19 protein-coding genes are annotated in these 19,733 nt (G+C 50.9%); 13 read left to right on the forward strand and 6 right to left on the reverse strand.

The annotated features are described in order from the left end of the window. Nucleotides 1-294: 294 nt before the first annotated feature. Nucleotides 295-507 (reverse strand): ogr/Delta-like zinc finger family protein, encoded by a 213-nt coding sequence (locus tag ETV65_RS23015; protein WP_129955385.1) that lies wholly within the window; start codon nucleotides 505-507, stop codon nucleotides 295-297. Between the two features lie 640 nt (nucleotides 508-1,147). Between ETV65_RS23015 and sacB the strand changes: the two genes are divergently transcribed. Beyond that, nucleotides 1,148-2,395, forward strand: a complete 1,248-nt coding sequence (gene sacB, locus ETV65_RS23020; RefSeq protein ID WP_129955387.1) for a levansucrase — start codon at nucleotides 1,148-1,150, stop codon at nucleotides 2,393-2,395. A 109-nt stretch (nucleotides 2,396-2,504) separates the two neighbouring features. Further along, a complete protein-coding gene (locus tag ETV65_RS23025; protein WP_129955389.1) occupies nucleotides 2,505-2,819 on the forward strand; it encodes a phage holin, lambda family in 315 nt (104 codons plus the stop codon). 65 nt (nucleotides 2,820-2,884) lie between these two features. On the opposite strand, the gene ETV65_RS23030 is transcribed toward ETV65_RS23025, so the two are convergent. Genes ETV65_RS23030 through ETV65_RS23040 form a run of 3 tightly spaced genes read right to left on the reverse strand, consistent with a single transcriptional unit; the run spans nucleotide 2,885 to nucleotide 5,846 of the window. Continuing rightward, nucleotides 2,885-4,177: an FAD-binding oxidoreductase gene (locus tag ETV65_RS23030; RefSeq protein ID WP_129955391.1), complete on the reverse strand. Its 1,293-nt coding sequence runs from the start codon at nucleotides 4,175-4,177 to the stop codon at nucleotides 2,885-2,887. 53 nt (nucleotides 4,178-4,230) lie between these two features. Beyond that, nucleotides 4,231-4,653, reverse strand: coding sequence for a RidA family protein (locus ETV65_RS23035; RefSeq protein ID WP_129955393.1), 423 nt, complete (start codon nucleotides 4,651-4,653; stop codon nucleotides 4,231-4,233). 53 nt (nucleotides 4,654-4,706) lie between these two features. After that, nucleotides 4,707-5,846 carry a tyramine oxidase subunit B gene (locus ETV65_RS23040; RefSeq protein WP_129955395.1) on the reverse strand — a complete coding sequence of 380 codons (1,140 nt, stop codon included), beginning with the start codon at nucleotides 5,844-5,846 and terminating at the stop codon, nucleotides 4,707-4,709. Between the two features lie 178 nt (nucleotides 5,847-6,024). Between ETV65_RS23040 and ETV65_RS23045 the strand changes: the two genes are divergently transcribed. From ETV65_RS23045 to araC, 5 genes are all read left to right on the forward strand, one after another. After that, on the forward strand, nucleotides 6,025-6,840 hold the full coding sequence (locus tag ETV65_RS23045; protein ID WP_129955397.1) for a helix-turn-helix domain-containing protein: 816 nt from the start codon (nucleotides 6,025-6,027) through the stop codon (nucleotides 6,838-6,840). Between the two features lie 139 nt (nucleotides 6,841-6,979). After that, the gene (locus ETV65_RS23050) at nucleotides 6,980-8,380 is read left to right on the forward strand and encodes an APC family permease (protein WP_129955475.1); all 1,401 of its coding nucleotides are present in this window, start codon (nucleotides 6,980-6,982) and stop codon (nucleotides 8,378-8,380) included. Nucleotides 8,381-8,739: 359 nt separating this feature from the next. Beyond that, nucleotides 8,740-9,963 (forward strand): oligosaccharide MFS transporter, encoded by a 1,224-nt coding sequence (locus ETV65_RS23055; RefSeq protein WP_129955399.1) that lies wholly within the window; start codon nucleotides 8,740-8,742, stop codon nucleotides 9,961-9,963. A gap of 18 nt (nucleotides 9,964-9,981) precedes the next feature. Continuing rightward, complete coding sequence (locus ETV65_RS23060) at nucleotides 9,982-11,991, forward strand: beta-galactosidase (protein WP_129955401.1); 2,010 nt, start codon at nucleotides 9,982-9,984, stop codon at nucleotides 11,989-11,991. 27 nt (nucleotides 11,992-12,018) lie between these two features. Then, entirely contained in the window at nucleotides 12,019-12,891 is an 873-nt protein-coding gene (araC, locus tag ETV65_RS23065) for an arabinose operon transcriptional regulator AraC (RefSeq protein WP_129955403.1), read from the forward strand. Between the two features lie 128 nt (nucleotides 12,892-13,019). On the opposite strand, the gene ETV65_RS23070 is transcribed toward araC, so the two are convergent. Next, nucleotides 13,020-13,772, reverse strand: coding sequence for an IclR family transcriptional regulator (locus tag ETV65_RS23070; protein ID WP_129955405.1), 753 nt, complete (start codon nucleotides 13,770-13,772; stop codon nucleotides 13,020-13,022). Between the two features lie 402 nt (nucleotides 13,773-14,174). Here ETV65_RS23070 and ETV65_RS23075 point away from each other — a divergent pair, with 402 nt between their 5' ends. The 6 genes from ETV65_RS23075 to ETV65_RS23100 all read left to right on the forward strand — a co-directional run bounded on the left by ETV65_RS23075 (nucleotide 14,175) and on the right by ETV65_RS23100 (nucleotide 18,945). Continuing rightward, entirely contained in the window at nucleotides 14,175-14,567 is a 393-nt protein-coding gene (locus ETV65_RS23075; RefSeq protein ID WP_129955407.1) for a RidA family protein, read from the forward strand. A gap of 111 nt (nucleotides 14,568-14,678) precedes the next feature. After that, entirely contained in the window at nucleotides 14,679-15,503 is an 825-nt protein-coding gene (locus ETV65_RS23080; protein ID WP_129955409.1) for a transporter substrate-binding domain-containing protein, read from the forward strand. A gap of 49 nt (nucleotides 15,504-15,552) precedes the next feature. Beyond that, nucleotides 15,553-16,287: an amino acid ABC transporter permease gene (locus ETV65_RS23085; protein ID WP_129955411.1), complete on the forward strand. Its 735-nt coding sequence runs from the start codon at nucleotides 15,553-15,555 to the stop codon at nucleotides 16,285-16,287. Beyond that, nucleotides 16,284-16,928 (forward strand): amino acid ABC transporter permease, encoded by a 645-nt coding sequence (locus tag ETV65_RS23090; RefSeq protein ID WP_129955413.1) that lies wholly within the window; start codon nucleotides 16,284-16,286, stop codon nucleotides 16,926-16,928. The genes ETV65_RS23085 and ETV65_RS23090 overlap by 4 nt, the downstream gene beginning before the upstream one ends. Further along, nucleotides 16,925-17,662 (forward strand): amino acid ABC transporter ATP-binding protein, encoded by a 738-nt coding sequence (locus tag ETV65_RS23095; protein ID WP_129955415.1) that lies wholly within the window; start codon nucleotides 16,925-16,927, stop codon nucleotides 17,660-17,662. The genes ETV65_RS23090 and ETV65_RS23095 overlap by 4 nt, the downstream gene beginning before the upstream one ends. Nucleotides 17,663-17,673: 11 nt before the next feature. After that, complete coding sequence (locus tag ETV65_RS23100; protein WP_129955417.1) at nucleotides 17,674-18,945, forward strand: alanine racemase; 1,272 nt, start codon at nucleotides 17,674-17,676, stop codon at nucleotides 18,943-18,945. A 60-nt stretch (nucleotides 18,946-19,005) separates the two neighbouring features. On the opposite strand, the gene ETV65_RS23105 is transcribed toward ETV65_RS23100, so the two are convergent. Further along, nucleotides 19,006-19,698 (reverse strand): hypothetical protein, encoded by a 693-nt coding sequence (locus tag ETV65_RS23105; RefSeq protein WP_129955419.1) that lies wholly within the window; start codon nucleotides 19,696-19,698, stop codon nucleotides 19,006-19,008. Between the last annotated feature and the right edge of the window lie 35 nt (nucleotides 19,699-19,733).

The raw sequence follows: 19,733 nt of genomic DNA on the forward strand, positions 1-19,733 counted from the left end.
GGGATGTTGAGCCAGCTCGCTGAGCGGTATAGCATTCTGTGCGTTTCAAAATGGATCTCAAATTCTCTGTCCAGAGTGGCTTATCTTAACGATCAATTGATCTTGGTAGCAGGAAATTAACTGATGGATCGCCCTCTCCATTCAAGCCTCGTCCCCAATCAAACTAAGTGTATTGTTAATTCTCACTAAAAGTGATCAATAGAATGCGCTTCAAACAAATTAAAGACCTTAGTTTTTTCATTTGTTTAATAAAAGCGCAGAATATGATAGACAATATTAATCTGTGGTCGCTAGCTATTTTAAATAGGATTCTTCCTGATTCCAGCCTGCATCTTCTGTTTTTTCAAAGGTTGGGCTGCAGAGGATTTTAGAAACGGTTTCAATTGTTTTAAAAGTGCATGAACACTCTATGTTCTGGCATTGATAATATGACTCCTTGGTTTGCTGTGACAGGTATCGGCTGGTTCGTATATGTGCTGAGTGATTGCAAAGCGGGCAACGCATCATAGGTAAAGCCTCGTTAATGTAATCATGCTAACTCATTGAATGTTAAAAATTATATTGCGTGGGGTATGATTGTCTTACTTCGACTGAGAGCGCAGAAGAAATGGGTGGGATGCAAACAAAATAAAGAGGAGAAAATAAAATCATTCCTGACATAACGCTTTCCTTAAAGATGTTGTGTACTTACTGTCTGATACATTCCATAAAAATTAAATAATTTATAGCTGTCTTAACCCTCACACAACAAATTAAATTGACATTGAAAAGTAATTCAAAATATTTCTTCCTAAGGATTTATTAATAATTATTTAGAATTTCGTGCTATTTCCCGCAGTTAAACCGATTATTTTTTCGCTGGACATTCATAATGAGTAAGCCCATCTCGTTTGCTAGCTATTTTACTAGAAGTTGTGATGAACCGGTAGAGGATAGAATTCGCTTCCTTTCCTGACTATGAAAAAATAATATGTAGCCAACTACACAACTTCCATTCCAAAAACATATACATAAGGTATTTCATATAAATTATGTATACATAATGGCACAACATCAACTGAGTGCATGCCTTATTTAATCATGCAACTATTCTTACGACTTCAAACGTCAAACACTCTTAATACTTATTTAATTAAAGGATATTTACATGACAAATTTAAATTATACACCGACAATCTGGACTCGTGCTGATGCTCTTAAGGTCAACGAAAACGACCCTACCACCACCCAACCGATTGTGAGCGCCGATTTTCCGGTCATGAGTGATGAAGTATTTATTTGGGATACTATGCCCCTGCGGTCATTAGACGGTACGGTGGTTTCTGTAGACGGATGGTCCGTTATTTTCACGCTTACCGCTCAGCGTAATAACAATAATTCAGAGTATCTCGATGCGGAAGGAAATTATGACATCACCAGTGACTGGAATAATCGCCACGGGCGCGCAAGAATTTGTTACTGGTATTCCCGTACGGGTAAAGATTGGATTTTTGGCGGGCGTGTTATGGCAGAAGGTGTCTCCCCTACAGCCCGCGAATGGGCAGGAACACCCATTTTGCTTAATGAAGACGGTGATATTGATCTTTATTATACCTGCGTCACGCCGGGAGCGACCATTGCAAAAGTGAGAGGCAAAGTGCTGACCTCAGAAGAAGGTGTAACGCTGGCCGGTTTCAACGAGGTTAAATCATTATTTTCAGCTGACGGCGTGTACTACCAAACTGAAAGTCAAAATCCGTACTGGAACTTCAGGGATCCAAGCCCGTTTATCGATCCCCATGACGGGAAGCTCTACATGGTATTTGAAGGAAATGTGGCGGGTGAACGCGGTTCTCACATCGTTGGCAAAGAGGAAATGGGTATCCTGCCGCCGGGCCATCGTGATGTGGGTAATTCGAAATTCCAGGTGGGCTGTATTGGTATGGCCGTCGCCAAAGATCTGTCGGGAGACGAATGGGAAATTCTCCCACCTCTGGTCACGGCTGTCGGTGTGAATGATCAAACCGAACGCCCGCATTTTGTCTTCCAGGATGGAAAATATTACTTATTCACTATCAGTCATAAATTTACTTATGCAGATGGTCTGACAGGTCCTGACGGTGTTTACGGCTTCCTGAGTGATAACCTTACCGGCCCGTATTCTCCGATGAACGGCTCCGGTTTGGTGTTAGGCAATCCGCCTTCTCAGCCCTTCCAGACCTACTCACATTGCGTCATGCCCAATGGCCTGGTGACATCCTTTATTGATAACGTTCCGACAAGCGACGGTAATTATCGTATTGGTGGGACAGAAGCTCCTACCGTAAAAATTGTCCTTAAGGGAAACCGTTCATTTGTAGAGCGCGTGTTTGATTACGGGTATATCCCGCCAATGAAAAACATTATTTTAAATTAATGAGGTAATCTGCCCTTCCGCATACTGTTTGCGGAGGGGCAGATTAAATGAGTCATAGTATCTGAAAGTTATATGCCTCATCAGACCTCAAAGGTAAAAAGGCTTTATTTTGAAACCCGACCATCCATTAATAATGTTGTTCTTAACGCTTTTTTTTCGCCAGGATTCTCTTGCCAGCGGTGTAATGATGTCAATGTTAATGGCACTGCTCAGGACAATATATTTGAAAGGCTCCCGACGGGAGATAATATGCGAAGCGTTACTTTGTGGAGCTCTCACTATAACTGCGATTTCAATAAGTTTATACTTTGGAGCCTCTGAAAATATGACGATGAGTATCGGCGGTATCATTGGTTTTATCGGCGTCAGAAAAATATGGGAATATTTAACCAGTTATATTCAGAAGAAATTATTAGGGAAGTAAACTGATGAGCGGCTTAACATCCCCTTTTCGGTCAAAGCACCAAGTGGCAATAAATCATTTCTGTCTCAGAAACGCTCAAATCGATACGGAGCGGGATCAATAATTGGCTGACAGCCGGAAACAAGATCGGCCGCCAGTTGTCCGGCTGCTGGCGAAGTACCAAAACCATGACCGGAGAAACCCGTTGCAACCGTCAGACCGGGTATTCGGTTTACAGGTCCGATAACCGGGTTGGAGTCTGGTGTAACATCAATCGTTCCAGCCCATGTATCGGCAATCTCCGCTTTGGCGAATGCGGGCCAGGCTGCCATTAAATTATCCATTGCTTCCTGATTAAGTGCCCGGTTGGCAGGGGGATCCATCATCCGCACCTTCTCAAACGGCGTGATACTTTTTGCCCTCCAATGACGTGCCAGCGTCAGGTCATGCAAAAAATTCTTACCCAGCGAAATGCGTAAATTGTCGCGCTGTGCACGCAGCTGGGGCAAATAGCGTAATCCGAGCAATAGATGGTCCGGTACCAGTGAGGCGTCCAGCGCGCCGCGCTGGGTAATAATGAACCCGCCATCCTGATGCTTTCGGAAAGAAAAATCCGGTGCGCCAACTGCTATTTCTGTCGGGCCAGCCATCGGACGAGTGCGCAATACCGAGCAGATTAATGGTAAGGTCGGCAAGGATACGCCATGATTGCCCAAAAAACGCCTCGACCAGAGCCCGCCGGCGAGCAGCACCTGATCGCAACGAATTTCGCCTCGTTCCGTGACCACACCACTGACTTTCCCGGCAGAAAGTGTCAGGCTGCGCACTGCGCAATTTTCCACAATAAAGGTTCCTCTGGCGATCGCAGCTTTTGCTATCGCGCTGGCAGCCAGTGTCGGTTCGGCACGTCCGTCGGAAGGCGTATAGATCCCCCCAGCCCATTGCCCTCTGCCCCCGGGGACCATTGCAGCAATTTCGTGCCGGCTAAGCAAACGCGAGTCAAGTGACAGGTGCGCAACCGATTTGAGCCAACCTTCATACAAAGCCATCTGCGCCTGCGTGCGGGCAACAAACATTATCCCCGCCTGGCGGTAACCCACATCACTTCCCAGCCGATGCGGCATCATCGCCCAGAGCCGATCCGATGCCAGCGCTAACGGAATATCTTCGGCAAGACGGCTGGTCTTACGTACCCATCCGAGATTACGGGATGATTGCTCTCCTGCAATAGCGCCTTTTTCCAATAAAACTACAGGGATTTTACGTTCAGCCAGCGCCAGTGCAGCAGTCAGGCCAACGATGCCTCCCCCGATCACCACCACAGTCGTTGCGGCAGGGAAAGTGGCGGAAGTCTGAACAGGAGTTATTGCCGGAGCCATAGCAACCTTCTTAAGTGGTTTAATATGCAAAAATTCAGTAAAAGAACCCGGCACTAAGACCCGACGGTGATTTCTTCCACTTCCGCTTTTCCAGCCCCGCGCCAGGCGGTAACTTCTAACTCAACTTTATAAACGGTCGATCCCAACGGTGGACAGGTCACCGTGGTCGCCGGATTGATGCCACGAAACTTCGCACCAATAATCTCCATCACGCTAGCGACATCCTTCGGATCCTGAATATATACCCGGGAAAAAACCACATCGGAAAGCGTGGCACCGACCGCTGCCAGAGCCATCTCAATATTTGCAAAAACCTGGAGTGTTTGTTCAGTCACGTCGTCAGGAATTTCGTTGCTACGCGGATCCCGGCCGGCCGTATTGGAGACAAAAATCCAGTTATCGACAGCAACAATGCGGGAATAACTCCCCCGTTCTTCAAATTTTGAGCCGGTTTTTACTTTAGTAATTTGGGTCATTTTGTACCTGTAAGATCAGATTATTGGAGGTGAAGACGTGACTTGTCCGGTACTCAGAAGAGTACAGGCGCATTCCACAGGTTGAGTTTGAGGCCGATCCCTTTTTCAAGCGCATTGCGATAGACAACAGTACCCCAGGCCACATCCTCAACCGGCATACCGCCGACTGACATGATGATGATTTCGTCATCGCTTTGGCGCCCCGGCGCATCTCCGGCAACAATCTTGCCGATGTCTTCCAACTGGTCAGCGGACAATTTCCCGGCCGCCAGCATGTCCATAAACCGCACGCCTATTACGGGGATGGTGTGATGGGCAGGTTTCGGGACCTCTTCATACCAGGCGTGATAAAGCCCGGTATTGTCGAGCACTTTACGCACATCGGGTTGCTCCATGCCTTCGTCAAGGTTACACAGCGCCGGCATGGCGAGAAAAGCACCAGGCTTGACCCATTCGCGTTTTACCAACGGATAAGTTGCCGGATCGCCGACTTCCCCGGAGCTGCAATAGGTGACGATATCCGAATCACGCACCACCTGTTCAAGGCTATCGACGACCTGGATGTTGGTGATCTGAGGAAAGGTATTTCTGGCCCAAACGATAAAGCTGTCGAGATTCTTCTGACCACGGCCTTTCACCTTGATGGTGTTTATCTGCGGGCAGACAGCCATAAACGCCGCCACAGTAGTTTTCCCCATAACGCCGGGCCCCAGCAACCCGATCACCTGTGCATCGCGACGTGCTAAATGGCGGGCGCCGACACCGGGTACAGCCCCCGTGCGGTAGGCTGACAACAAATTTGCCGACATATACGCCAGTGGTGCCCCAGTATCCGCATCGTTTAGCGTAAACATCAGAATGGATCGTGGTAATCCCTTCTGCCGGTTGGCGATATTAGAGCCATACCATTTCATACCTGCAGTGCAGAAATCGCCGCCGAGATAGGCGGGCATCGCCATAAAGCGACGATCAGCTGTCGGTTTAGGCATATTGGGAAACGGTGAGTCGTTCGGGAAAGTCACCATTGCCCCATGTGAATCGTTGTTCGCTCCGGCCATGCGATAATCTCCCTGGTATAGCAGAGCAAACATCTTTTCCATCGTGTCAACACAGGCAGTCATATCAGTTACACCAGCACGGATCATGTCCTGCTCGGAAAGATAGATAAAATCAATTTTAGCGGCGTCAGACATGCCAGTTACTCCGTTAATGGGTGGGTTACATTTTTGTTAATCGTTTCGCGACACGATGAAAATTACGGGATAGGAAAACGGCTGTATTGAATATTTGCGACATTGTGAAAAAGAGATCGCCGGATATGGCATCCGAATTGCAGAGACAGGAAATGTTCTTTGTTATGGCGGGGGGCTTATGTCCTGTACAAACATTATCAATCCGGAACAGCCGTGGTTTGTGCTCAGTGCAGCGAGACAATATTCGCTGATGAACGCTGAGAATTCGGCCATTTCCCATTTTTACAGTTTCGAGGTATCTCCGTCTGCCCCTCTGACCCTCGCGGTACCGGATGGTTGCGTAGATATTGTCTTTGACTGCGATACCATTCATCCCATGGCGCGGGTATGCGGAACCACTCTTGAAGCGCGCAGCGCAAGGTTAATCCCAAACCACCGCTATTTCGGTGTGCGCTTTGCCCCTGGTGTCATTCCGGATTTTCTCGATGTGATGGCAGAAGATCTGACCGACCGCGAGTTTAATTTTCTGGACGTGGTTCCGGACGCACGTCAGGCCTGCGAGCAAATCCTGCGCACTGAGTTATTTGCACAGCAAATCACCTTGTTTAATAACTATTTTACGCCGCGACTGGCACGCAAAACGTCAACGGTGACGGCTTCAATTATTCGCACAATCCTGCAACAGAAAGGCAATTTCCGTGTCGGGCAACTGGAGGCATTAACTGGCTATACCTGTCGTACCATCCAGAGACAGTTTCGCCAGGATACCGGTATGTCTCCGAAGGCATTTGGCCGCATCATGCGCTGCCAGTCTGCCCTGAACAGCTTACATCAGGGTGCCAGCGTCTCGTTTTCCGAACTGGCACTGAATTTGGGTTTCAGTGATCAGTCACATTTCCTGCGCGAATTCAAAAAACTGATCAGTACCACCCCGCTTGATTTCCAGCGCCGTATACTTCTTGCCGCCCATGCCGAGCGCATTAGTTACCATTAGGTTATTTTCAAGTTAACAGAAGGTGGCACTAAAAAAGTGCATATGTTGCACTATATGACTGTCCGATTTGTTCTATCCCACGCTGGCGCCGCTGGGAAATGATGCTGTCCTATATCCACTTACAAATAGGGCGCTGGCGATGAGTAACATTAATGGGTTAAGAAAAAACTCCCTGGGTTTATTTTCTCTGGTCTTCTTTGTCGTTGCCGCTGCCTCCCCCCTGACAGGGGTTATTGGTGGGTTGCCTGTGGCAATTTTTACGGGGAATGGCGGCGGTGTTCCGGCCGTTTATATTATGGCCTGCATTATTCTGATGCTCTTTTCTGTGGGCTACATAGCGATGAGCCGCTATGTAAATGACGCAGGAGCTTTCTATACCTATATATCAAAAGGCCTGGGAGAAAACTGGGGGGCCTCCGCGTCAGTACTGGCCTTGATTGCCTACCTCTCTATTCAGATAGCCATAATTTCCATGCTCGGCTTCTTTAGCCAAGAGTTCCTTGCACAGCATCTTGCGCTACATATTCCCTGGTGGGCACTCAGTATGCTGTTTACCATTATTGCCTGGATTTTCGGTATTAAACGGGTAGAAGTCGGGGGGAAACTGTTGGGAGTGCTGATGATCGCGGAAGTGGCAATTGTGCTGTTGACGGACGTCAGTTTGCTGATAAAAAAGCCGGGGCCACTGAACTTCAGTTCATTTGATCCGGCCGTGTTTAGTCACGGCAATCTCGGTATTGCGTTTATTTTTTGTATCGCTTCATTTATCGGCTTTGAGTCAACGGCGATTTATGCCGAAGAGTGTTGCGATCCGCATAAAACCGTGCCGCGCGCCACCCTCTGCGCACTGCTGATAATTACCGTTTTCTTTGGCTTTACCAGTTGGTCGCTGGTGCAAGCCTATAGTTTTGATCAGATTGTGGAGATTGCCCGTAAAGACCCTGGAAACTTCATTTTTGATATTACCCGCGAATATGTCGGTCAGTGGGCCGTTGAAACCATGTCCGTGCTGCTGATCACCAGTCTGTTTGCTGCTGCACTGGCATTTCATAACAACATTTCGCGTTATATCTTCAGCATCAGCCGTGATGGCCTGATCTGGAAAGAACTGTGCCAAACTCACCCGGCCAACGGAACGCCGCACAAGGCCAGCCATGCCCACAGTGTGATTCTACTATTGCTGCTGATGGGAATGGGCGGCACCAATATGGATCCGTTAGTCCAGATTTTCGCCTTCGGCTCCGCGATTGCGACCTTGTCGATCCTGATACTTCAGGTAGGGGTCTCTGCTGCCGTTATCCGGTTTTTCCGGCGTGTTGGCAAACACAATCACAGCGCGTGGCAAGTGCTGTGGGCACCAATGGGCGCACTTATCACCATGTCGGTTACCATTATCATGGCGATCAACAACCTGCAGCTACTCACAGGTGGCGGTGATGCAAAGCTGGTGGAATTTATTCCCTGGTTTCTTGCTGTTTGTGCCGGTGCTGGTTACCTGTTATCGGCGAGGCGTAAGATGCATGCAGTAAAGTCAAAATGATTTATCTCTTCATTGCACCCGGCTTGTAAAATATCAGGCATATTCGCGGTCAGCGTTATTGTTCGTTTCTCTTTTATAACGCTGCCCTCGTTTTTACTTCTACCCGTAGCGCTTCCCGTTACGTCAGCGACGTCTATTTCCCGGGAAAATAAACAGGCTCACACCCCCTGACCTCCCTTCCGCCGAATACTGTGACTGGGATCTCTCGTCCCCCCATAATGTGAAGCCGCTCACGCGCGTCTCGCTGTAGCAGGTTATTACTGGTCGGTAGCGAAACGTTTATGACTCCCCGTCGCGCAAAACGGTAACGTTGCTCGCGTCTCTACATCAAGATTCGTGTGTGAGGAAACGAGGGTATCATGAAAAAAAATTATTCAATTAGCTGCCTGTTCTTCCTGTTCTTCTTCATCGGTTGGGGCTGCTGTTATCCCTATCTGTCACTTTGGCTGACGGAAACCATCGGCATCAGCTATACCGATGTCGGTCTGGTTTACTCATTTACCGCTATCATCGCGGTTTGTGTGCAACCACTTTTTGGCTTTATCTCCGACAAACTGGTCTACCGCAAACACCTGATGTGGATGCTGGCCATCATTATTACACTGTTTGCTCCCTACTGGATTTATGTCTTCGCCCCACTGCTGAAGTACAACGTGATTCTCGGCGCACTGGCTGGAGGGGTTTATATAGGCATGGCCTATGGCGCTGGCTGTGGCATCTGCGAAGCCTATATTGATAAGGTCAGCCGCGCCTCCGGATTTGAATTTGGTCGGGCGCGTATGTTCGGCGGGATTGGTGCTGCCATAGGTACGTTTGCCGCCGGCAAGCTCTACGGCGTCGATCAGAACATGATTTTCTGGCTGGCCAGCGCTGCCGGGGTCTGCCTGCTGTTTGTCGTCTGGAAAACCCGGGTCGACACCACCCATGCAGGAGCACAACCGCAGAGCAAAGGCTCTCCCGTGACTTTTGATGACGCCACCGCTCTGCTAAAGATGAAGAAATTCTGGTTCTTCGCTGCCTACATGATTGGCGTCGGTGCGGTCTATGAAACTTACGACCAGCAGTTCGCTATCTATTACAGCCACTTCTTTGAAAGCAAGGCGCGCGGTGCGGAAGTCTTTGGTTACCTGACGACCGGGCAAATTGTCCTTGATGCGGTAGTGATGTTCTTCGCGCCCTGGTTCGTCAATAAAATCGGCCCTAAAAACGCCCTGCTGTACTGTGGCATAATTATGAGTCTGCGCATTATCGGTTCTGCCTGGGCGATCGGCCCGGTCTCCATCAGCCTGATTAAACTGCTGCACGGCTTTGAAAGTTCAGTGCTGCTGGTTGCTGCGCTGAAATATATCGCCGCTAACTTTAACCCTATGCTTTCCGCCACCGTCTATCTGATTGGCTTTCAGTTCGCCAAAAGCTTCAGCTCGATTTTCCTCTCTACCGGCATTGGCCATATGTACCAGAGCCTGGGTTTCACCAGCAGCTACGTGGTGCTTGGCAGCATAGCCCTGTGCTTCACTCTGCTCTCCTTTATCACGCTGGATAAAGCGCGATTTTTCGCCCCGCAGTCCGCAGCCGCACACTAACTTCATGAGGTAAACTCTATGTCTGATTTATATTACGGTGTCGCTTATTACGACGAATATATGCCGGAGGACCGACTGGCGAAAGATATCGCACTGATGCGCGAAACGAACATCAATGTCGTACGTATTGCAGAATCCACCTGGAGCACGCTGGAGCCGCAGGAAGGTGAATATAATTTTTACCACATCGATCGTGTGCTTAACGCGATGCACGAAGCGGGTATCGCGGTGATCATCGGCACTCCCACCTATGCGGTACCGGCCTGGCTGGTCGCTAAATACCCTGATATTCTCGTTACCACCGCCGGGGGGCAGCAGAAGTACGGCCCACGGCAGATTATGGATATCGTTAATCCTAATTTTCGCCGCTATGCGGAAAAGATTATCCGCACCCTGCTGGCGCACGTGCACCACCACCCGGCGATTGTTGGCTGGCAACTGGATAACGAAACAAAGCACTACGACAACGTCGGACATTATATGCAGACGGGATTTGTACGCAGTCTGCGCGAAAAACACACCAGCCTCGACACGCTAAATCACGACTTCGGCCTCGATTACTGGAGTAACCGCATCGATTCCTGGGATGATTTCCCGCCCGTTGAGAACACCATTAATGCCAGCCTCGCCTGCGCCTTCTCATGCTATCAGCGCCAGCAGGTGACGGAATATCTGGCCTGGCAGGCGGAGATCGTGCGGGAGTACTCGCTCCCTCATCAGTTCGTGACCCATAATTTTGACTTTGAGTGGCGCGGCTATTCGTTTGGCGTGCAGCCGCGGGTTGACCATTTTGCCGCCGCTAAGGCACTGGATATCGCCGGGGTTGATATCTATCACCCCAGCCAGAAGCACCTGACCGGGCGGGAAATCGCCTTTGGCGGTGCTATCACCCGCGCACTCAAGGGGGGAAATAACTATTTCGTTCTTGAAACGCAGGCGCAGGGGTTCGCCCAGTGGACGCCGTTCCCCGGCCAGTTGCGGCTGCAGGCCTTCAGCCACGTGGCCGCCGGCGCGGCGATGGTTTCCTACTGGCACTGGCATTCCATTCACAACGCTTTTGAAACCTACTGGAAGGGTTTGCTGAGCCACGACTTTTCGCGCAACGCCACCTGGCAAGAAGCGACGACTATCGGCGCCGATTTCGCCCGCCTCTCCCCTAAGCTTGCCGGGCTGCGCGCGGAGAATGATGTCGCACTGTTGATCAGCAACGAAGCGATGGATGCGCTTAACCAGTTTCGTCCCGGTAATGCTCAGGGCAACGTCTACAACGATATTTTCCGTCGCTTCCACGACGCGCTCTATGATCATAATATCGCGCTGGATATCATTAATGACGTAACTGATGAAACCTCGCGCTATAAAACGCTTATTGTTCCTGGTCTCTACGCCGCTGATGACGGTCTGCTGGCGCGCATAAACCACTATATTGAGCAAGGAGGGCGAGCGCTGATTGGCTTTAAGTCTGGTTTTAGCGACGAGAACGTGAAGGTGCGCAGCAGTGCCCAGCCGGGCATCCTGTGTCAGGCCTGCGGCGTAACCTATAGCCAGTTCACGCTACCTGAGGACGTAACTGTTGCTGCCTGTACGCCAGCGATCGACTGCCGTGCACATAATAATGTCGAACTGTGGATGGAACTGCTGACCCCTGCGCCGGGCACCCGCACGCTGCTGCGCTACCAGCATCCGGCCTGGGGAGAATACGCGGCGGCCACTGAGGCTGATTACGGTAAAGGACGGGCGCTATATGTTGGCTTCCTGCCACACAAATCGCTGATTCAGCAGCTTTTTGACACGCTGACCGATGGGCTGAGCTTACGTTCACGCACCTCCATCCATCGTTATCCGCTGGTCGCCAGAACGATGCGTAACCGCGACGGTAAGTATATCCACTTCCTGTTTAACTACAGCGCTGATAATCAGGAAGCGATCGCGGAAACGGCAGGCACTGAACTGCTGAGCGGTAAAACAGTGGCCTGCGGTGAGCCATTGCGTCTCAAAGGCTGGGACTTTAGTATCATCGAAAGTTAACGGCACATGACTACCGGCGGAGAAGATATGGAACTGGATATCAATGAGCTTTTGAACTTCTCGCCATTGATAAAAACCTTCACCTTTAACGCCTGGGTAGTTGCCGGTTTTACCCCCATCAGCCGTGGATCGAAGCTCGACTACTATATTAACCGCCCTCAGGGGATGAAGGGCTACATCATCAACCTGACCCTGCGCGGCCAGGCGCGGGCCAAAGCAGGGGACGGGGCACTGCTGTTTCGCGAAAATGAACTGCTGTTGTTCCCGCCCGGCGTATCCCACCACTACGGGCGTGATGAGCATAGTGAGTTCTGGGATCATCTGTGGATTTACTTTATCCCGCGGCCCTATTGGGTCGACTGGCTGAAGTGGGATCACACCACTCATGGCATTGGCAAAACGATGGTCAACGACCCGCAGCAACAACTGGTGCTGCGCGATCTGTTTTACGAAGTAATCCGCCACTATAACGACTCAGTACCTTTCTCCGAAGCGCTGGCGATGAATGCACTGGAGCGGCTAATTATAAACTGCTTTCAGTTGCAGCCGATCAGTAACCGTCATGCCCATGACCCACGTATCAACGCAGTCTGCGATTACCTGAACGAACATATCGCCCAGGAGATGAGAATTGAAAGGCTGGCCGCGATGGTTTTTCTGTCGCCCTCGCGGCTGGCGCACCTGTTTAAAAACAATCTGGGGCAGACTATTTACGCCTGGCGCGAGATGCAGCGCATTAATCGGGCAAAATGGCTGATGCAGACCACGGCATTGCCGCTGAGCAAGGTGGCAGCGTCGGTGGGCTATAGCGATCCGGTCTATTTTACACGGGTGTTTCGCAAACATAATGGTATTCCCCCAGGGGAATACCGAAAACGCTATGCTGCAATGAAGGGCTAACGTGCCAAATCTGACGCCAACGGAGCAGGATTTTAGGGTAGGGTCATGGCTGATAATGACTGTTTTATAAAAAACGTATCATGACACGGAACTGAAAGTTATCACCTGACTAAGAAAATGTGTCGGACTCAGGTGAAATCAGACAATTTTTGCCCGAAAACGATCAACTCTCTCAGTAACATCTGACGGCGCTCCTCAGGCGTATCGCGGCTCACCATAAAGCAGATAGCGGCTATCGCCTGCCCGCTACGCGAACGAATCGGTGCTGCCATACAGCAGGTAAAACTCTCTGACAAACCTTCGGTCAGGCAATATCCCAGTTGTCCGGCACGATGGATATCTTCGAGGAACGCCTGCTTGTCGAGGACCTGCCCGTTTGCCAGGCGATAATCTTCTTCAGGGATGAGATCGAGAATGGCACTGTCTGACCAATTACTGAGCAGCAGACGGCCGGTGGCCGTCCAGGTAATCGGTACCCGCACCCCGATATCAGAAGTGATTTTGAAGGGGTGGGCACTACTTTCTGACAGAACTACGGTGTACTTATCCCCTTCCAACATACATAGCTGCACCGTCTCACCAAGACGGGCCACTATCTCAACCATTAACTGATGTGCACGGCGGATGAGATCGTTATGCGCCATGTAATCTGCACCGTAGTAGTGCATTTCACGACCAAAGAACACCGCGCCGTCGGCATCCAGTTCAATCAGCCCAGCCTCACTCAGCAGACTGACAAGTTCATATACGCTGGAACGCGGCGCACCGGTGGCGTCGATCAAATCTCGGATCGCCATGGGCTGACGAGCGATATGCAACTGGCGAAAAATGTCGATAACACGGTCAACGCCGCGCGCACGCGATAGTTTCTCGTCCGGCATAAGCAAATTCTCCTGATGCAGTCAGGCGATCACGCCAGACAGTAAAAAAGAAAAGCATCATACACCGAGAGTCGTCGTTAACCCATCCCCGTTAATTAAAATTTTATTGGCTGAGTTTATATTTCCTTGTTCTATTTTGGGGCCTCATTTTTGCGCATAACGTGCAGATTATTTTTTTAAATTACGAGAGGGATAACATTTCCATTCGGAAACTTGCTTCTTTCATTTTTATTTTGCGATCGCGACGGCATCACAAAAATTAAATTCCTCACGACATATTGCAAAAATAAAAAACCTGTGCAAATCTTGGGCAATCCGATATTGCAGATAACAGTCCGGTATACCAGACTACTGCCATGCCGTACAAATGGGCATTCTCAGAACAAAAAGGAGCAGTGTTGCATGACGATCAAACGTTATGGTATTGAAGGCGGCACCGGTACCGGTGGGCAAAAACTGCCGTTCGCACGAGCAGTAGAGGCCGATGGCTGGCTATATATCTCGGGTCAGACACCAATGCGCGAGGGCGAAGTGGTGGAAGGCGGCATCATCGAACAGACCCGGTTGGCATTTGATAACTGCCTGTCCATTATGCGTGAGGCGGGTTATACAGTGGAGGATGTGGTTCACGTTACAGCGGTATTAACTGACGCACGTTACTTCAGTTCATTTAATAAAGTTTTCAGCGATATATTTACCGGAAATCCACCGGCACGTATTTGTAGCGTGCAGGATTTAGTCGTCGACTGCAAAGTGGAAGTGGATATGAAATGCTTTCGTGCTGATAGAAAATAATATTATTAATCTGATAACCACCTGAGATTTTTATTTATTCGCCAACACCACGGCAGTCCGTTAATAACTCATGTTTTTCATGTTGTCTCCATTTAATAAGCGAGAAAAATAATGAATGCAATTTCGTTAAAAATCATCGCCGGAACGCTGGTCATGCTGGCCGTTGCCGGTTGTACTCCCACGGAAGAAAAAAAAGAGGCGGGTGCGGCACCTCAATCGGCGCTGCAAACCGTATTGCAACGTGGCACGCTGCGCGTGGGTGATTGCCTGAGTTTCGCTCCTTTCGGCTTTTACGATAAAGACGGCAATCCTGATGGTTATGACGTCGATTTGGCGAAAGCGCTGGCGAAAGAGATGGGTGTGAAACTGGAGATGGTGAACACCACCAGCGCCAACCGCATCCCTAACCTGCAAACCAACAAAGTGGACGTGGTGTTCTGTAACTTCACACGTAATCTGGAACGCGCCAAAGAGATCGGCTTCACCAATCCGTATGTGGTGGCAAGCGAAGCGATGCTGGTCCGTAAAGAGAGCGGTATCAAATCGGCGCATGACATGGCCGGAAAAACCATCGCGACGGTGAAAGGGTCAACCAATGGTGACGAAGTACGCAGCATGGGTATCGACGTGAAAATTCAGGAATACGATTCCTCTCAGGCAGCGATCCTTGCCGTGAAACAGGGTCAGGCTGATGCGATGATCGAGGATAACAACTTCCTCGCTTATCAGGCCAAGCTTGATCCGACGCTCGCCGTCACCAACGAAGCGCTGGTGCCGCTGGAGTACAACGCTTTTGGCGTGAAACAAGGAGACCAGGCGTGGCTGAACTACCTGAATGAGTTCCTGTTTGAGATCAACGCTTCCGGTGAGAATGCCAGATTGTATCAAAAATGGTTTGGCGATAAACCGCGTTATCCACTGAACCCGCAATTCTGATCACCTGCGGCGTGGCAGCTTTTGCTATGCCGCAGGAAGGAGTCCATTCATGAGTTATCAATGGCTAACCCTGTGGAGTTATGGCGAGACTTTCCTGACCGCCGCCTGGCTCACGCTACAGGTCACTCTTCTCGCTTTCATGCTGGCCGTCGCACTCGGGTTGCTGGCAGCACTGGCGAAAGCTTCCGCGTTAGCTCCGCTACGCTGGCTGAGTCACTGCTACGTCGAATTCATCCGTAATACGCCGGTGTTGCTGCAAATTTTCATTATCTTTTTCGGTCTGCCCTCGCTCGGCGTCACCATGAGCGCCTTTACTGCTGGCGTGCTGGCACTGGGCATTAACGTCGGTGCTTATTTGTCGGAGATCTTTCGTGCCGGGATTCAGTCCGTGCCGAAAGGACAGCTGGAAGCCGCGTGGATCCTCGGTATTCCGCGCCGTCAGTTGTTTCTCAGCGTAGTGTTACCCCAGGCCGCACGCGCGGTGTGGCCAGCCATTATCAATAATCTGATCCAGTTGCTACTGGGTACTTCGCTGCTGTCGGCGATTGCCTTACCCGAACTGACCGGCACGGCAACGGTGATCAACGCCCGTACCCTGCTCTATATCCAGACTTTCAGCGTGGTGACGGTGGTGTATTTGCTGCTCAGCAACCTGTTTGCCTGGCTCGGTAACCTGGCAGGACGACGGATGTTTCATCCGCCGCTGGTGACCCGGGTAAAAAAGCCCGCCTGGTGGGCAAGAAAATGGCTGACTAACCCACTGAAGCGGGAGAACGCGCTATGAACGACCTGATCACCAGCTCGTTACCGCTGTTGCTGAAGGGGCTGGGTGTCACCCTGCTTCTGTCGGTGGCGGCGATTATCGGCAGTACCCTACTCGGTCTGCTCACCGCCGTGCTGCGAACCAGCCGTTTGCCAGTCGCACAACAAGTTGCCGTGTTATATACCGAGCTTTTTCGCGGAACCCCGGTATTGATCACCCTGATGTTTATCTACTTCGGGGTGGCGTATTTCGGCTATGAAATCAACCTGTTTGCTGCCGGGATACTGGGTCTGAGCATTTATCAGGGCGCGTATATCGCTGAAGTGTTTCGTGCCGGGATCGAAGCGGTGCCGAAAGGACAATGGGAAGTCTCGTGGATCCTCGGCCTGTCTAAATACCAGACCTTTTTTAGCGTGATCCTGCCACAGACACGCGGCATTGTGCTGCCGCCGCTGGTGGGCCAGTATCTTTCTCTGATTAAGGATACGTCGATCGTCAGCATGATCGGCATGTCTGAGCTAATGCATCAGGGGCAGGCCATTGTCGATCGCATTGGCCAGCCGGTGGTGATCTACGGTCTGGTGGCCGTGCTGTACTTCGTTGTGTGTTTTCCGCTTTCCCGTTGGGTTCAACATCATCAAACCAGGAGTCAGTTATCATGAGCAAATCCGCCATTACGCTGAGCCGTATTACTAAATCGTTTGGTACCACTCAGGTACTGAAAGAGATCAGCCTTGATGTTTCGCCCGGCGAAGTGCTGGTGCTGATTGGCGCATCGGGTTCAGGAAAAAGTACCGTACTGCGCATTATGAGCGGACTGGAAACAGCCGATGAGGGGAAAATCTGGGTCAACGATGTGCCGCTGCACGACAATAAACGCAACCGGGAAATTTGTGGTCATGTCGGGATGGTGTTCCAGCAGTTCAACCTGTTTCCCCACAAAACCGCACTCGGTAACGTGACACTGGCGCTGATTAAAGCGCAGAAACTGTCTGAAGCCGAAGCGAATAAACGCGGCATGGCAGCCCTGACCCGCGTCGGTCTGGCTGAGCGCGCACACTATTATCCAGCGCAGCTGTCAGGTGGACAACAACAACGCGTAGCCATTGCCAGGGCGCTGGCGGTTGAACCTAAAATTATGTTTTTTGATGAAGCAACTTCGGCGCTCGATCCCGAACTGGTCGGCGAAGTGATGGAGGTGATGCGCAGCCTGGCGCGTGAAGGTATGACGATGGTCGTGGTCACGCACGAGATGGGTTTTGCGCGCAAAACCGCTGACCGCGTGGTGTTTATGGATCAGGGTGTAATTGCTGAACAGGGATCGCCTGAGCAGATTTTCGTTCATCCACAGAATCCCCGCACTCAGCAATTTTTGTCACGAGTGCTTGAGCATTAATTGGAGGCGCTATGTCAATTCATTTACCGCTGATGGCAGATGGTCTGCTGGATGCGATCCAACCCGCGCCACGCTTTAAATCTGTTGCAGGCCGCGGCGATGCGCCGTTACCGGCTGGCACGCCGATATTTGCCAGCAACATGGTGTTTTCCCCGCTGATGCTGATGAAGCAATCGGCGCTGGAAAATAATCTGCGTCAGCTGGCAGATTTTTGTCATGAACAGGGCGTGATGCTGGCGGCACACGCTAAGACGTCTATGTCTCCGGCGATCCTGCGTCGTGCCGTCACTGAAGGCGGTGCCTGGGGATTGAGCGCTGCCACCCCGGCGCAGGTACGGGCGCTGCGCCAGTTTGGTATTCGCAACGTATTTCTCGCTAATCAGCTGGTCGACCCCGCCGGTATTCACTGGATAGGCGAATGGCAAAAGCAGCATCCCGACCATGGCTTTCTTTGCTACGTCGATTCAATGCAAGGAGTTCGTTTGCTGGAGCAACATCTCAGCGACAGCCGCATTGCGGTACTGCTGGAGATGTCCGTCAGTGGCGGACGTACCGGCTGCCGTACCCAGCGCGAAGCGCTGGAGATCGCGACCGCGATCGCTGCCTGCCCTGCCCTGCAACTGGTCGGCGTAGCGGGTTATGAAGGTGCGCTGGGGGCGGAGCGTGACGCCACCGGTATCGCCAGGGTGCAAGATTATTGTCAGATGCTGATCGCCACCGCTGCGCTGCTGGCCGAGAAGCAGCTGTTCAGCAGCGACACCATTATTCTCAGCGCCGGTGGCGGTGCCTGGTTTGATGTGGTCAGTACCTGTTTTAACGAAGCCCGGCTGTCGCTACCGATCACACCGCTGATCCGATCGGGTGCCTATATGGCACACGATAACGGGTTATATGCCCGCATCGCCCCGTTTTCCCAACCTGATGCCCGGTATCATTTTGAGGCAGCGCTGGAAATCTGGGGGCGGGTGTTATCTCGCCCAGAGCCAGGGCTGGCGTTTGTTGATTTTGGACGCCGTGATGTGCCCTTTGACCAGGACCTGCCGAATCCGCTGTGGGTGCGCAATGTTGATGGCAGCGCCCCTCGTGCGGCTTCTGGCATGCGTATCCGCGAGGTGAACGATCAACATGCATATTTGTTGCTGCCGGATGAGGATACATTAAAGCCTGGTGATTGGGTGGGCTGTGGTATTTCACATCCCTGTACCGCGTTCGATAAATGGCGGTATTTGCCATTGGTAGATGATGATTATTGTGTCACAGACTCACTGGAAACAGCATTCTGAGTGAAGCATCGAATCATAGCGATGGAGGCGCAGGTTCACACTGCTTACTGCAGATAGTTACTATGCGCGCGGAGAGACTTCATTTAATGCGGATGAATATTTCAATAAATTTTCACATCCCGTCACCTGCGGGTAAGGCCGGCAAACCAGCATCATTTTGTTCTTCGGTTCAAAGCCATGATCAATCATGCAGCGTTGGGCTTTTGCTGTACGTCCAATGCTGGCAACCGCCAGATTGGACCCGAGCGGTTTTGGATAACCGCAGGCGTACATCACCGGCAGCGCCTCCCGATCATTGGCAACTTGCGTCGACAACCCTCCCCCTGGCGCGCCCACCTTACGCCAGGTGACTTGCATATCCTCATACCGGCTGGAATCCGGTTTAATCGGATAGAATCCTTCATCAGCTTCAAACGGCAGCGCTTCGAGCTGGGACTGACTGAGCGGATGTCCCTGTTTTTTTTCAACGCAGGCGGGAAGTTTTCCCATCACCTCACAAAAATCAAACCCGTCCTTACGTGTAAAACCCAAACGCTGCATACAAAGGAATTGCAGTGCCTGCTCATTTCTGGGCAGGTTATTCAGTGTATAGCCAACCGGATCACCACATTGTGTCATCGCGGCTTTTACCCCCTCTTCCGTCGTAGAAGGACGTTCCCATTGAGTGAATTCAGCAGCGGGAGGACAGCCGGTAAGCAAAAATACCGAGATAACCAGGGCAGGAAAGGCAACCCGCTGTGCTTTACTGAACATAGTGATCCTTACTTATTCATAATCATGTGTGTGAA

The organism is Rahnella sp. RFA10(1/100) (assembly GCF_004195115.1).
GTDB classification, from domain to species: Bacteria; Pseudomonadota; Gammaproteobacteria; order Enterobacterales; family Enterobacteriaceae; genus Rahnella; species Rahnella perminowiae.

Excerpts from the sequence above, each read along its gene's own strand:
- ETV65_RS23100 (WP_129955417.1), top strand. The coding sequence starts at position 17,674 with ATGTCAATTCATTTACCGCTGATGGCAGATGGTCTGCTGGATGCGATC.
- ETV65_RS23080 (WP_129955409.1), top strand. The coding sequence starts at position 14,679 with ATGAATGCAATTTCGTTAAAAATCATCGCCGGAACGCTGGTCATGCTG.
- ETV65_RS23045 (WP_129955397.1), top strand. The coding sequence starts at position 6,025 with ATGTCCTGTACAAACATTATCAATCCGGAACAGCCGTGGTTTGTGCTC.
- araC (WP_129955403.1), top strand. The coding sequence starts at position 12,019 with ATGGAACTGGATATCAATGAGCTTTTGAACTTCTCGCCATTGATAAAA.
- ETV65_RS23105 (WP_129955419.1), bottom strand. The coding sequence starts at position 19,698 with ATGTTCAGTAAAGCACAGCGGGTTGCCTTTCCTGCCCTGGTTATCTCG.
- ETV65_RS23055 (WP_129955399.1), top strand. The coding sequence starts at position 8,740 with ATGAAAAAAAATTATTCAATTAGCTGCCTGTTCTTCCTGTTCTTCTTC.
- sacB (WP_129955387.1), top strand. The coding sequence starts at position 1,148 with ATGACAAATTTAAATTATACACCGACAATCTGGACTCGTGCTGATGCT.
- ETV65_RS23030 (WP_129955391.1), bottom strand. The coding sequence starts at position 4,177 with ATGGCTCCGGCAATAACTCCTGTTCAGACTTCCGCCACTTTCCCTGCC.
- ETV65_RS23060 (WP_129955401.1), top strand. The coding sequence starts at position 9,982 with ATGTCTGATTTATATTACGGTGTCGCTTATTACGACGAATATATGCCG.
- ETV65_RS23040 (WP_129955395.1), bottom strand. The coding sequence starts at position 5,846 with ATGTCTGACGCCGCTAAAATTGATTTTATCTATCTTTCCGAGCAGGAC.
- ETV65_RS23050 (WP_129955475.1), top strand. The coding sequence starts at position 6,980 with ATGAGTAACATTAATGGGTTAAGAAAAAACTCCCTGGGTTTATTTTCT.
- ETV65_RS23035 (WP_129955393.1), bottom strand. The coding sequence starts at position 4,653 with ATGACCCAAATTACTAAAGTAAAAACCGGCTCAAAATTTGAAGAACGG.
- ETV65_RS23015 (WP_129955385.1), bottom strand. The coding sequence starts at position 507 with ATGATGCGTTGCCCGCTTTGCAATCACTCAGCACATATACGAACCAGC.
- ETV65_RS23090 (WP_129955413.1), top strand. The coding sequence starts at position 16,284 with ATGAACGACCTGATCACCAGCTCGTTACCGCTGTTGCTGAAGGGGCTG.
- ETV65_RS23070 (WP_129955405.1), bottom strand. The coding sequence starts at position 13,772 with ATGCCGGACGAGAAACTATCGCGTGCGCGCGGCGTTGACCGTGTTATC.
- ETV65_RS23095 (WP_129955415.1), top strand. The coding sequence starts at position 16,925 with ATGAGCAAATCCGCCATTACGCTGAGCCGTATTACTAAATCGTTTGGT.
- ETV65_RS23085 (WP_129955411.1), top strand. The coding sequence starts at position 15,553 with ATGAGTTATCAATGGCTAACCCTGTGGAGTTATGGCGAGACTTTCCTG.
- ETV65_RS23075 (WP_129955407.1), top strand. The coding sequence starts at position 14,175 with ATGACGATCAAACGTTATGGTATTGAAGGCGGCACCGGTACCGGTGGG.